Annotated in this window: 6 protein-coding genes; all 6 read left to right on the top strand. The window is 69.1% G+C overall.

Annotated elements, in window-relative coordinates; translation table 11 throughout:
• Positions 1-131 precede the first annotated feature (131 nt).
• Positions 132-2,294: a WD40/YVTN/BNR-like repeat-containing protein gene (locus AB5T46_RS19465; RefSeq protein ID WP_370565769.1), complete on the top strand. Its 2,163-nt coding sequence runs from the start codon at positions 132-134 to the stop codon at positions 2,292-2,294.
• Positions 2,278-4,167, top strand: a complete 1,890-nt coding sequence (locus tag AB5T46_RS19460) for a glycoside hydrolase family 2 protein (RefSeq protein WP_370565759.1) — start codon at positions 2,278-2,280, stop codon at positions 4,165-4,167. Before AB5T46_RS19465 ends, AB5T46_RS19460 begins: the two co-directional genes overlap by 17 nt.
• On the top strand, positions 4,164-6,101 hold the full coding sequence (locus AB5T46_RS19455) for a sialate O-acetylesterase (protein WP_370565758.1): 1,938 nt from the start codon (positions 4,164-4,166) through the stop codon (positions 6,099-6,101). Before AB5T46_RS19460 ends, AB5T46_RS19455 begins: the two co-directional genes overlap by 4 nt.
• 185 nt (positions 6,102-6,286) lie before the next feature.
• Positions 6,287-7,927 carry a DUF5597 domain-containing protein gene (locus AB5T46_RS19450; RefSeq protein ID WP_370565768.1) on the top strand — a complete coding sequence of 547 codons (1,641 nt, stop codon included), beginning with the start codon at positions 6,287-6,289 and terminating at the stop codon, positions 7,925-7,927.
• 158 nt (positions 7,928-8,085) lie between these two features.
• Entirely contained in the window at positions 8,086-10,938 is a 2,853-nt protein-coding gene (locus AB5T46_RS19445; protein WP_370565757.1) for a TIM-barrel domain-containing protein, read from the top strand.
• A gap of 165 nt (positions 10,939-11,103) precedes the next feature.
• The gene (locus AB5T46_RS19440; protein WP_370565766.1) at positions 11,104-13,461 is read left to right on the top strand and encodes a glycoside hydrolase family 95 protein; all 2,358 of its coding nucleotides are present in this window, start codon (positions 11,104-11,106) and stop codon (positions 13,459-13,461) included.
• Positions 13,462-13,687 lie beyond the last annotated feature (226 nt).

Genomic DNA, 13,687 nt, shown 5'->3' with positions numbered 1-13,687 from the left:
CGACCGCGCTTGCGGTCCTTCCGGGTCGGGATGGGCGGAAGCCGCCGTCCCGTTCCGGCTCGCTTCTGCGCCTCCGCGGCCGGGCGCCGATGGACGCATTTCGCACCGCGGCCGGCTACGGGCTCGGCATCATGCTGGCGCTGGCCGCGTGCGCGTGTTTCGCGGCCGCGCCCTACACGTGGCGCAACGTCGCGATCGGCGGCGGTGGTTTCGTCACCGGGCTGGTGTTCCATCCCACCGAGCAGGGGCTGCTGTACGCGCGCACCGACATCGGCGGCGCCTATCGCTGGGACGCCGCCGCACGACGCTGGATCCCGCTGACCGACTGGGTCGGCGCCGAGGACGAGAACCTGCTCGGCATCGAAAGCCTCGCGATCGACCCCAACGACCCCGAGCGCGTGTATCTCGCCGCGGGCACCTACACCAACGCAAGATCGGGCAACGGCGCGATCCTGCGTTCGTTCGATCGCGGCCGCACGTTCCAGCGCACCGACCTGCCGTTCAAGCTCGGCGGCAACGAACAGGGCCGGGGCAACGGCGAGCGGCTCGCGGTCGATCCGAATGATGGCCGCGTGTTGTTCTTCGGCTCGCGCGGCGCGGGACTGTGGCGCAGCGGTGACCGTGGTGCGAACTGGTCGAAGGTGGATTCGTTTCCCGCCATCGCCACATCGGCCTCTGCAGGCGTGCAGACGCCGTGGCGCGGCCTGCAGCACGTCGGCATCGTGTTCGTGGTGTTCGATCCGGCGAGTGGGAAACCCGGCGCGCCGACGCCGAAACTCTATGCCGGCGTGTCCACGCGCGGGACCAGCCTGTACGAATCGAATGACGGCGGCGCGACATGGACCGCGGTACCGAAGCAACCGGAAGGCCTGCGTCCCAACCACATGACGCGCGCCAGCGACGGTGTCTTTTACCTGAGCTACGGCGACGAACCGGGCCCGAACGAAATGAACGACGGCGCGGTGTGGAAATACGCGCCGGCCTCGGGCGAATGGCAGGACATCACGCCGGCACCGCAATCGATCGACACCGAGGGCGACGGGTTCGGCTGGGGCGCGGTAACGGTTGATCCGCGCAATCCGCAGGTGCTGCTGGCGACGACCTTCAAACGCTACGGCCCGCACGACGAGATCTTCCGCAGCACCGACGGCGGCTGCAACTGGAAACCGGTACTCGCGCAGTCGCGCTTCGACCATTCGACCGCGGTGTGGACGCGCGACCACACGCCGCACTGGATGGCCGACATCAAGATCGACCCCTTCGATGCCGACCACGCGATGTTCGTCACCGGCTACGGCCTGTGGGCTTCGCGCAACCTCACCGCGTTCGACCGCGGCGACAAAGTGGACTGGTGGTTCAAGAACACCGGGCTCGAGGAAACCGTGCCGCTGGAGTTACTCAGCCCGCCTGGCGCGCCGTTGCTCAGCGGGCTCGGTGACATCGACGGCTTCCGTCATGACGATCCCGACACGCCGATGCTGCAATACGCCGGCCCGCGCCTGACCAACACCGAAAGCATGGCCTACGCAGGACAAGCGCCGCAGATCGTGGTGCGCAGTGGCACCGTGCGTGATCGCGAACACGACGAAGTGCGCGCGGCTTATTCGCTCGACGGCGGCAAGACCTGGACCGCATTCGCCAGCGAACCGCCGGACGGCGAGGGCGCCGGACACATCACCATCGCCGCCGACGGCAAGCACGTGATCTGGACGCCTTCGATGGCGGCGAACGCGTGGATCAGCGACGACTTCGGTAAACGCTGGCGAAAAGCGAAAGGCCTGCCCGCGCGCGCGGCGGTCGAAGCCGACAAGGTCGACGAGGGGTTGTATTACGCCTTCGACGGCGCCACCGGCAAGTTGTATGTCAGCGACAACGGCGGCGTGGAGTTCAAGGAAGTCGCAGCGAGCGTCGGCGAATCCGGCGATAGGTTCGATCCGCAGATCCGGCCCGATCCGCAACGCAGCGCGGTGGTCTATCTCACCGCGTCGCGGCGCGGATTGCTGCGCTGGTCGGCGGGCAAACTGGAGCGGTTGGCGGGCGTCGAATATGCCGATGCGTTGGGACTCGGCAAGGCGAAGGACGGCAGCGATGCGCCGACGCTGTTCGTGTCCGGCAAGGTCGACGGCAGGAGCGGGCTGTTCCGTTCCGACGACGACGGCCGCCACTGGCAACGCATCGACGACGACGCGCACCGCTACGGCAGGATTCGCATCATCGTCGGCGATCCGCGCGTGCATGGTCGCGTGTACCTCGGCACGCATGGAAGGGGGATCGTGTATGGCGACCCGCTTTGAATTTCGCCGTGCCGAAGTCGCGCTGCTTGCGGCGTTGGCGTGCCTGCCGCTGCTGGCAAACGCACAGGGCTACACGCCACGCCCGCAAGACCGCGCCACCACACCCGCAACACCTGCGCAAGAAACCGCCGACGCCACATCGACACCGCTGACCAACCTGCCTGCGCGCCAGCGCCGCAGCCTCAATGGCCGGTGGCAGGCGCTGGTGGACCCGTACGCCTCCGGCATCGGCGACTGGAAGGCGGTGTGGAAGGATCGCACCGCCACCGGCGAGACCGACTTCTACGAGTACGGTTTCGATGACGACGACACGCTCGAGGTGCCGGGCGATTTCAACACCCAGCGGCCGGAACTGATGTACCTGGAAGGCTCGGTCTGGTATCGCAAGACGTTCGACTACGACATCGAAGCCGCGCGCCGCGACGGACGACGCGTGTTCGTGCACTTCGGCGGCGCCAACTACCGGACGGACGTGTTCCTCAACGGCGAAAAGCTGGGCAGCCACGAGGGCGGGTTCACGCCGTTCCAGTTCGAGCTGACCGAACGCGTGCGCGACGGCGAGAACCGCCTGCTGGTGCATGTCAACAACGAACGGCGCAAGGACGGCGTCCCGGCGCAGGGTTTCGACTGGTTCAACTACGGCGGCCTGACCCGCGACGTGGACCTGGTGGAAACGCCGGCGACCTATGTCCAGGACTATTTCATCCAGCTGGCGCCGGACTCGCTGCAGCGCGTCGACGGCTGGGTCCGCGTGGCCGGCAGCGCGCCGCAACAGCCAGTGCGCGTGCGCATTCCCGAGCTGGGCGTGGACGTGCGTGCGCAGTCCGGCGCCGACGGCCATGCGCGCATTCGCTTCGAGGCGCCGTTCGAGCCCTGGTCGCCGGAGCGGCCCAAGCTCTATCGCGTGCACGTCTCCACGCCCGACGATGCGCTGGAGGAGGACATCGGCTTCCGCAGCATCGCCGTGCGCGGCGACGAGATCCTGCTCAACGGCGAACCGGTGTTCCTGCGCGGCATCAACCTGCACGAGGAGATCGACGGCCGCCGCGCGCATTCCGAGGCCGATGCGCGCCGCCTGCTCGAGCAGGCGCGACAGCTGGGCGCCAACTTCCTGCGCCTGGCGCACTACCCGCACAACGAGCACCTAGTGCGCCTGGCCGATCGCATGGGGCTGCTGCTGTGGCAGGAGCTTCCCGTCTATCAGGGCATCGACTTCGCCGATCCCGGCATGCGCGCCAAACTGGACGCGATGCTGGCCGAGATGATCGGCCGCGACCGCAACCGCGCCGCGGTGGTGCTGTGGGGCATCGCCAACGAGACGTCCTCCGAGCCCGAGCGCGATGCGGCGCTGGCGGCGCTGGCGCAGCGCAGCCGCCGGTTGGATCCCACCCGCCTGGTCGGCGCGGCCCTGTACGGGCCGGGCTTCGACGGCAACACGCTGACGGTCGGCGATCCGCTGGTCGCCGCGCTCGACGTGGTCGGCGTCAACGAATACTTCGGCTGGTACACGCCCTGGCCGGTCGAGCCCGAGCAGGCGGTGTGGAAGCCATTCGGCAAGCCGCTGCTGATCACCGAATTCGGCGCCGAGGCGCGCCACGGCAATCGCGGCAGCGAAGACATCGCCAGCGCCTGGAGCGAGGATTTCCAGGCGGCGTTCTATCGCAAGCAGCTGCGCATGCTGACCGGCATCCCGTTCCTGCGCGGCGTCGCACCGTGGGTGCTGGCCGATTTCCGCTCGCCGGTGCGCCTGCATCCGTTCCAGCGCGGCGCGCACGGACACGGTTATAACCGCAAGGGACTGCTGTCCGAGGACGGCGAGCGCAAGCAGGCCTGGCAAGTGATCCACGACTATTACGGAGAAGTACAGCGATGAAACGGCGTTTGAACTGGATCCTGCTGCTGTCGTTGATGGTGTCCGCTGCGCAGGCACAGGCCCAGCTGGAGTTGCCGTTGCTGTTCTCCGACGGCGCGGTGCTGCAGCGCGACCGGCCGTTGCCGGTCTGGGGCTGGGCGGAGCCGGGCACCGCGGTGCGGGTCGCGTTCGACGGGCGGCAGGCCGAGGCCGTGGCGGACGCCGACGGCCGCTGGTCCGCGGTGTTGCCAGCGCATGCCGCGGGCGGGCCGTTCGAGATCACGGTGACCGCCGGCGACGAGACGGTCACCGTGCGCGACGTGCTGGTCGGCGACGTGTGGCTGGCCTCCGGTCAATCGAACATGGAATGGCCGCTGTTGCAGACCGACGGCGCCGAGGCCGAGATCGCGCGCGCCGACGATCCGCTGATCCGCCACTTCAAGGTGCCGAAGTCGTGGGCGGAAACCCCGCAGGCGCGGCTGGCCGGCGGCGCCTGGGCCGCGGCATCGCCGCAGACCGTCGCCGACTTCTCCGCGGTCGGCTACCACTTCGCGCGCGAGCTGCGCGCCGCCACCGGGGTGCCGGTCGGCATCATCGACAGCAGCTGGGGCGGCAGCGCGATCGAGGCCTGGATGGACGCCGACATGCTCGGCCTGGACGCAGCCGCGCTGGCGGAAAAGATGCGCGGCAAGCGCGCGGCCGATGCCGAGGTCGAAGCGCACACGCGCGGCCTGATCGCGCGTTGGCCCGAGATTGTCGCCGGGGGAATCGAGTTCTCCGTGGACGAACTGGACACCGCCGACTGGGCCGGGATCGAAGTGCCGGCGATCTGGGAATCGCAAGGCTATGCCGGCATGGACGGCGAGGCCTGGTACCGCACCACGTTCGAACTGAGCGCGGACGAGGCCGCGGCCGGCGTGACCCTGGGCCTGGGCCAGATCGACGATACCGACCGGACCTGGGTCAACGGCCGGGCGGTCGGCGGGATGGAGAACGGCTGGAGCACGCCGCGCGAGTACCCGGTACCGGTGGCGGCGCTGCGCGCGGGCGCCAACACCCTCGCGGTGCGGGTCACCGACACCGGCGGCGGTGGCGGCATCGCCGGCAGCGCGGACCAGCTGTACGTGGCGCCGGCCGGCGGCGCGCGGCGTCCGCTCACCGGCGAGTGGAAGTTCCGCACCACCGCGGTCACCGTCTCGCTGCAAGACGACAAGAACCAGATCGACACCCTGCTGTACAACGCCATGATCCGCCCGCTGCAGCCGTACCCGCTGCGCGGCGCGATCTGGTACCAGGGCGAGACCAACGCCTGGCCCGAAGGCGCCTATCGCTACCGCGAGCAGTTCGCGGACATGATCCGCGGCTGGCGCGGCGATTGGAATGCGCCGGAACTCCCGTTCCTCTGGGCGCAGCTGGCCAACTTCGTCTCCGACGGCGACCGCACGGATGCCGACGGCCGCGTGCTCGAAAGCCCATGGGCGGTGCTGCGCGAGTCGCAGACGGCGACGCTGGCGCTGCCGGCCACCGCGCAGGCGGTGACGATCGACGTCGGCGACGCGCACGACATCCACCCGCGCGACAAGCAGACGGTCGGCCATCGCCTGGCGCTGGCGGCCCGCCACGTCGCCTATGGCGAGGAGCTGGTGTTCTCCGGGCCGGTTTACCGCGCGGTGGCGATCGAAGGCGACCGCGCCGTGCTGCGCTTCGACCTGCAGGGCAGCTCGCTGGCGGTGCGCGGCGGAGGCGACGCGGTGAGCGGCTTCGAGATCGCCGGCGCCGACCGCGTGTTCCATCCGGCGCAGGCGCGCATTGCCGGCGACACCGTCGTGGTGCGGAGCGACGCGGTGCCGGTACCGGCCGCGGTCCGCTACGCCTGGAGCGACAACCCCGAAGACGCCGACCTGGCCAACCGCGAAGGCCTGCCGGCCTCGCCGTTCCGTACCGCAGAGTGGTGAACCGAATGACGAAGACGATCCCCGTTGCTGTCCCCATCGTTGAGCAGGCTTGCGACGTAGAGCGGAGCTTGCTCCGCTGCGGGGGCTCCGGAGCCGAGAGCAGCGGAGCAAGCTCCGCTCTACCGGGGTGGAGCAGGTCTCCGCGAAAATGGCATGGATTCGTGGTTTTCCTGGGCCTTTCCGTTGTGCTGTCCGTGCTGCTCGCTGGCTGCGGTGGCAGGCACCCCGCGAACGACGACGCTGTCGCCGAAACGGTCGCCCCCGCGCCGGCGAGCGGTCAGACCATCACCGAAGCCCCGATCCCGGAGCTGGTCACCGAGAACGGCCGCCACGCGCTGCTGGTCGACGGCGAGCCCTTCCTGATTCTCGGCGCCCAGGTCAACAACTCCAGCAACTACCCGGCCGCGCTGGACAAGGTCTGGCCGGCCATCGACGTGCTCGAGCCGAACACGGTGATGGTGCCGATCGCCTGGGAGCAGATCGAGCCGGTCGAGGGCGAGTTCGATTTCTCCTTCGTCGACACCCTGCTGGCGCAGGCGCGCGAGCGCGAACTGCGCCTGGTGCTGCTGTGGTTCGCGACCTGGAAGAACAACGGCCCGAACTACGCGCCGGCCTGGGTCAAGCTCGACAACGACCGCTTCCCGCGCGTGATCACCGCCGAGGGCGAGACACTGAACTCGCTGTCGCCGCTGGCCGCGAGCACGCTGGAGGCGGACACCAAGGCGTTCGTGCAGTTGATGCGTCACCTGAAGCAGGCCGATCCGCAGCGCACCGTGATCATGGTGCAGCCGCAGAACGAGCCCGGCACCTACGGCGCCCCGCGCGACTTCTCGCCGCTGGCGCAGCGCGTCTTCGACGGGCCGGTGCCGGAGGCCCTGGTCGACGGGCTGGACAAGCAGCCCGGCACCTGGCGCGAAGTGTTCGGCAGCGACGCCGACGAGTTCTTCCACGCCTGGCACGTGGCGCACTACATCGACCGGGTCGCGGCCGCCGGCAAGGCCGAATACCCGCTGCCGATGTACGTCAACGGCGCGCTGCGCGATCCGTTCGATCCCGGCCTGCCGGGCCAGTACGAAAGCGGCGGCCCGACCGACAACGTGCTCGACATCTACAAGCTCGCCGCGCCCAACATCGACCTGCTCGCGCCCGACATCTACATGCGCGAGTACGAGAAACACACCACCGTGCTGGAACGCTACTCGCGCCCGGACAACGCGCTGTTCGTCGCCGAGACCGGCAACGACACGCCGTACGCGCGCTTCTTCTTTTCCGCGCTCGGGCAGCAGGCGATCGGCTGGTCGCCGTTCGGCATCGACTACACCAGGTACTCGAACTGGCCGCTGGGCGCCAAGCGCATGAACGAGGAAACGCTGGCGCCGTTCGCGCTGAACTATGCGCTGACGCGCCCGATCGCACGGTTGCTGGCCAGCAAGAGCTTCGAGGGCAAGGTGCACGGCACCGCCGAGCAGGCCGGACAGCCGGTGCAGCTGCTCGAGCTCAACGAGCGCTGGAACGCCTCGGTCATGTACGGCGTGCCGCAGTTCTGGTTCCAGGGCGAACCGCCGGGCAATCCGGAGCCTACCGGCGCGGCCCTGATCGTCGAGCTCGGCCCGGACGAGTTCCTGGTCACCGGCTATCACTCGCGGGTGACGATCTTCCCGGCCGATGAAACGGTGAACATGATCTACGACCGGGTCGAGGAAGGCGCCTACGACGAGAACGGCGAGTGGCAGTTCCAGCGCGTCTGGAACGGCGATCAGACCGACTACGGCCTGAACTTCTCCAGCGCGGTGCAGCTGCTGCGGGTGAGGCTGGCGGAGTGGTGAAAGGCGTATGCATTCCGCACCCCTCGTAGAGCGGAGCTTGCTCCGCTACGCGGGCTCCGGAGCCGGAAGCAGCGGAGCAAGCTCCGCTCTACGGCACGGAACATGTGCGGGTACGAAACGATGATGGACGGACAGACATGACGATCGGGAGTGGAACCATGAGATACGTGACCTGGCTGGCGTTGCCGCTGGCTGTGCTGCTGGCCGCCTGCGGTGCGGAAAACGCCTCGCAACGCTACGAAACGACCGACCGCGGCGTCGTGGTGCACCCCACCGAAGAAGGGGCGGCCGCGGTCCGCCTGCAGGTGGTCGACGACCGCATCATCCGCGTCAGCGCCGATCCCAAGGGCGGGTTCGCGCGTACGCCCAGCCTGATGCGGATCGAGGACGAAGGTCCGGTACCCACGTTCGAGGTCGCCGAGGACGGCGGCCAGCTGCGGCTGAGCACCGCCGAGGTCATCGCCGAGGTCTCGCTGCAGGACGGCCGGGTGCGCTTCCTGGACAAGGACGGCCAGCCGATCCTCGCCGAGGTCGCGGGCGGGCGCAGCTTCGCGCCGCAGGAGGTGGAGGGCAAGCCGTACTTCGCCATCCGCCAGCGCTTCGAGTCGCCCGACGACGAGGCAATCTACGGCACCGGCCAGCACCAGCAGGGCTGGATGGACCTGAAGGGCCGCGACGTCGAGCTGCTGCAGAACAACATCGACAACGCGGTGCCGTACCTGGTGTCCAGCCGTGGCTACGGCCTGCTATGGGACAACAACGCGATCACCCGCCTGGGCGATCCGCGCGGCCTGCAGCCGCTGCCGCAAAGCCTGAAGCTGTATGACGCCAGCGGCGAGGAGGGCGCGCTGACCGCGCGCTACTCGGTCGCCGGCGAGCAGAAGCTCGAGCGCCGCGAGTCCGAGATCAATTACCAGTACATCAAGGACCTGGAGCACTTCCCCGCGGAGCTCAAGGGCGGCGACGGCCGGGTGCAGGCGAGCTGGGAGGGCGAGATCGAGGCGCTCTCGCCGGGCCGCCATACGTTCTCGCTGTACGGCAGCGAATACATCAAGCTGTGGATCGACGACGAACTGGTCATCGACCGCTGGCGCCAGAACTGGAATCCGTGGCACCACGAATTCGCACTGGAGATGCAGCCGGGCCAGCGCCACCAGCTGCGCATCGAGTGGGACCTGATCGACCCCAGCTACATCGCCCTGCTGCACCGCGACCCGCTGCCGGCCGACGAGGCCGACGATCTGTCGCTGTGGTCGGAGGCGTCGCCGTTCATCGACTACTACTTCGTCGCCGGCGATTCCGCCGACGAGGTCATCGCCGGCTACCGCGAGCTCACGGGCAAGGCGGTACTGCTGCCGAAGTGGGCCTACGGCTTCTGGCAGAGCCGCGAGCGCTACAAGACCCAGGACGAGCTGCTGGACGTGCTGGCCGAGTACCGCCGCCGCGAGCTGCCGATCGACAACATCGTGCAGGACTGGTCGTACTGGCCGGAGGACGCCTGGGGCTCGCACGATTTCGATGCCGCCCGCTTCCCCGATCCGAAGGGCATGGTCGACCAGGTCCACGCACAGAACGCGCAGGTGATGATCTCGGTGTGGCCAAAGTTCTATCCCGAGACCGAGCATTTCAAGGAACTCGACGCCAAGGGCCACATGTACAAGCGCAACATCGAGGTCGGCGAGCGCGACTGGATCGGCAAAGGCTATCTCAACTCGTTCTACGACCCGTATGCCGAGGAAGGGCGGCAGATCTACTGGCGCCAGATCCAAGACAAGCTGAACGTGCTCGGCTTCGACGCCTGGTGGCTGGACGCGACCGAGCCCGACGTGCACTCCAACCTCGACATCGAGGAGCGCAAGGCGCGCACCACGCCGACCGCGCTCGGGCCGTCGACGGAATTCTTCAATTCCTATTCGCTGCCGCACGCCGAGGGCGTGTACCGCGGCGACCGTGCCGCCGATCCCGACAAGCGCGTGTTCATCCTCTCGCGCAAGGCCTTCGCCGGTACCCAGCGCGCGGCCACCGCGCTGTGGAGCGGCGACGTGGTCTCGCGCTGGGACGACCTGCGCGAGCAGGTCGCCGCCGGCGTCAACACGGCCATGGCCGGACTGCCCAACTGGACCTTCGACATCGGCGGCTTCGCGGTGGAGAAGCGCTACGAGAACCAGGATCCGGCGCACCTGCCGGAATGGCGTGAGCTCAACACCCGCTGGTTCCAGTTCGGCGCCTTCGTGCCGCTGTTCCGCTCGCACGGCCAGTTCCCGTACCGCGAGATCTGGAACATCGCTCCGGAGGGCACGCCGTACCACGACAGCATGGCGTACTACCTCAAGCTGCGTTACACGCTGCTGCCGTACATCTACACCCTGGCCGGCGACACGTACCATCGCGACGGCAGCATCATGCGCGGGCTGGCGATGGACTTCCCGGACGATCCCGAGGTCCGCGACATCAACGACCAGTACCTGTTCGGCCCGGCATTCCTGGTCAGCCCGGTCGGCGAGTTCGGGGCGACCAGCCGGCCGGTGTACCTGCCCGCCGGCAGCGCCTGGTACGACTTCTACAGCGGCCGGCGCTTCGACGGCGGGCAGCGCATCGACGCCGACGCGCCGCTGACGCGGATGCCGCTGTTCGTGCGCGCCGGCGCGATCGTGCCGAGCGGCCCGGTGCAGCAGTACGTCGACGAGCAGCCGGACGCGCCGCTGACGCTGACCGTGTACACCGGCACCGACGGCGAGTTCTCGCTCTACGAGGACGACGGCGACGGCTACGGCTACGAGCAGGGCCAGTTCAGCCGCATTCCGCTGCGCTGGAACGAGGACGCCGGCGAGCTGTCGATCGGCGCGCGCGAAGGCGGCTTTCCGGGGATGCAGGCGCAGCGCGAATTCCGGGTGCGCTTCATCGACGGTCCGCGCAGCGATGCCGGCGAACTGGAGCCTGGCGCCGATGTCGTCGTGCAGTACGCGGGCGAGGCGCTCTCGGTGCCGCGCCGCAGCAGCGCCGCGGAATGACAGCCGCGGTGTCGGCCGGCATGATCGATGGCTGCCGATAGACGATCCGATTCCGGGAGGGATGACTTGAGTACGGAGAATCACAACGGGCGCGGTCCTGATCGCGCGCCCCCCATCGCGTCGACCGCGCCGGTCGACCCGGCCCGTCGCGAACTGTTCAAGGGCATGGCGGCCGGGTTGGCGATGGCCGGCCTCGGCGGCATGGCGACGGCGCAGGCGCAGGAGCAGGGCAGGAGCGCCCCGGATCCGGCGGCTGCGCCGGCGGTGCAGGGCGCCGATGCGCTGAAGCTCTGGTATCGGCGCCCGGCCACGCAATGGGTCGAGGCGCTGCCGCTGGGCAACGGGCGCCTGGGTGCGATGGTCTGGGGCGGCGGCAAGTACGAGCGGTTGCAGCTCAACGAGGACACGCTGTACGGCGGCGGGCCCTATGACCCGACCCCGCCCGACGCGCTGGCAGCGCTGCCCGAGGTGCGACGGCTGATCTTCTCCGGCCGCTATGCCGAGGCCGAGGCGCTGGCCGATGCCACCATGATGGCGCGGCCGAACAAGCAGATGCCGTACCAGCCGCTGGGCGACCTGGCGCTGGACTTCCGCGACGTTTCCGACATGGGCGACTACCGGCGCGAACTGGACCTCGACCGTGCGCTCGCGACGACCACCTTCGAGAGTCGCGGCGTGCAGCACCGGCGCGAGGCCTTCGTCTCGCCGACGGACCAGTGCATCGTGGTGCGGCTGGGCGTCGACAAGCCGGGCCGGCTCGGCCTGCGCATCGGCCTGGACAGCGAGCAGGAGAGCGAGGTCGTCCACGACGGCGACGACCTGCTGCTGCGCGGACGCAACGGCGCCAGCCGCGGCATCGACGGCCAGCTGCGTTTTGCGCTGCGCCTGCGGGTTTCGGTGCGCGGCGGCCGGACGCGGACGGGCAACGGCAGGATCGAGGTGGAAGGCGCCGACGAAGCGCTGCTGCTGCTGACCGCGGCCACCAGCTACCGCCGCTACGACGACATCGGCGCGGATCCGGAAGCGATCGCGCGCGCGCAGCTGGACGCCGCTGCGGGCAAGCCCTACGACACGCTGCTCGAGGCGCATCTGGCCGAGCACCGGCGGCTGTTCCGGCGGGTCTCGATCGACCTCGGCAATACCGCCGCGGCGGGATATCCCACCGACGAGCGGGTGGCGCGTTTCGCCGCCGGCGACGATCCGGCGCTGGCCGCGCTGTACCACCAGTTCGGCCGCTACCTGCTGATCTGCAGTTCGCGGCCCGGCACCCAGCCGGCCAACCTGCAGGGCATCTGGAACGACCTGATGGCTCCGCCGTGGGAGAGCAAATACACGATCAACATCAACACCGAGATGAACTACTGGCCCAGCGAGGCCAACGCGCTGCCCGAATGCGCAGAGCCGCTGGAGCGCATGCTGTTCGAACTTGCCGAGACCGGTGCGCATACCGCCGAGGCGATGTACGGCGCGCCCGGCTGGGCGGTGCATCACAACACCGACCTGTGGCGGCAGACCGCGCCGATCGACGGCGCCAAGTGGGGCCTGTGGCCGCTGGGCGGCGCCTGGCTGCTGCAGCAGCTGTGGGATCGCTGGGACTACGGGCGCGACCCCGAATATCTCGAGAAGATCTGGCCGCTGTTCAAGGGCGCGGCCGAGTTCTTCGCCGCCACCCTGGTGGAGGACCCGAACACCGGCGCGATGGTCACTGTGCCGTCGCTGTCGCCCGAAAACGAGCATCCCCACGGCGCCTCGATCTGCGCCGGCCCGTCGATGGACGCCCAGATCCTGCGCGACCTGTTCGGCCAGTGCATCGAGATGAGCGAACGGCTCGACGTCGACCACGGGTTCGCGCAACGGTTGGCGGTGTTGCGGGAACGCCTGCCGCCGCACCGTATCGGCAAGGCCGGCCAGCTGCAGGAATGGCAGGAGGACTGGGACATGCAGGCGCCGGAGATGGACCACCGCCACGTCTCGCACCTGTATGCGCTGCATCCGTCCAGCCAGATCAACGTGCGCGATACGCCGGAACTGGCGGCGGCGGCGAAGCGGTCGTTGGAAATCCGCGGCGACGAGGCCACCGGCTGGGGCATCGGCTGGCGCCTGAACCTGTGGGCGCGGCTGTGGGACGCCGAGCACGCGTACAGGATCCTGGGCATGCTGATCAGCCCTTCGCGCACCTATCCCAACCTGTTCGACGCGCATCCGCCGTTCCAGATCGACGGCAACTTCGGCGGCACCGCCGGCATCACCGAGATGCTGCTGCAGAGCTGGGGCGGCACGATCTTCCTGCTGCCGGCGCTGCCCGCGGCCTGGCCGGAAGGTTCGGTGCGCGGCCTGCGCGCGCGCGGCGCCGCCGGCATCGACTTGGCCTGGGCAGCCGGCCGCCTCGCCGAGGCGCGGCTACGCAGCGATCGCGGCGGCGAGTATCTCGTCGCCTATCGCGACCGTACGTTGAAGCTGACCCTCGAGGCCGGCGAGTCGGCGCGGCTGCGTTGGCGCGACGGTGCGCTGGTGCGCGCATGAACGCGTCGCCGCGCCATTCGCACGTATCGCCCGATCGCCGACGGCGCCTGCGCCGGACTGGCCCCTCATCTCGAATCCAGGACTATCCATGAGCAGCATTTCCATGACCACCGATGCCGCGCCGGCGGAGTCGCCGAACACCCGCTTCATCGTGCTGATCAGTCTGGTAGCGACGTTGGGCGGGTTCCTGTTCGGCTTCGACAGCGGGGTGATCAACGGCACTGTC

This window comes from Luteimonas salinilitoris, assembly GCF_041300785.1.
GTDB lineage: Bacteria > Pseudomonadota > Gammaproteobacteria > Xanthomonadales > Xanthomonadaceae > Luteimonas > Luteimonas salinilitoris.
The sequence above is the reverse complement of the archived record's forward strand: the minus strand, read 5'-3'. Positions and strand labels throughout refer to the sequence as shown.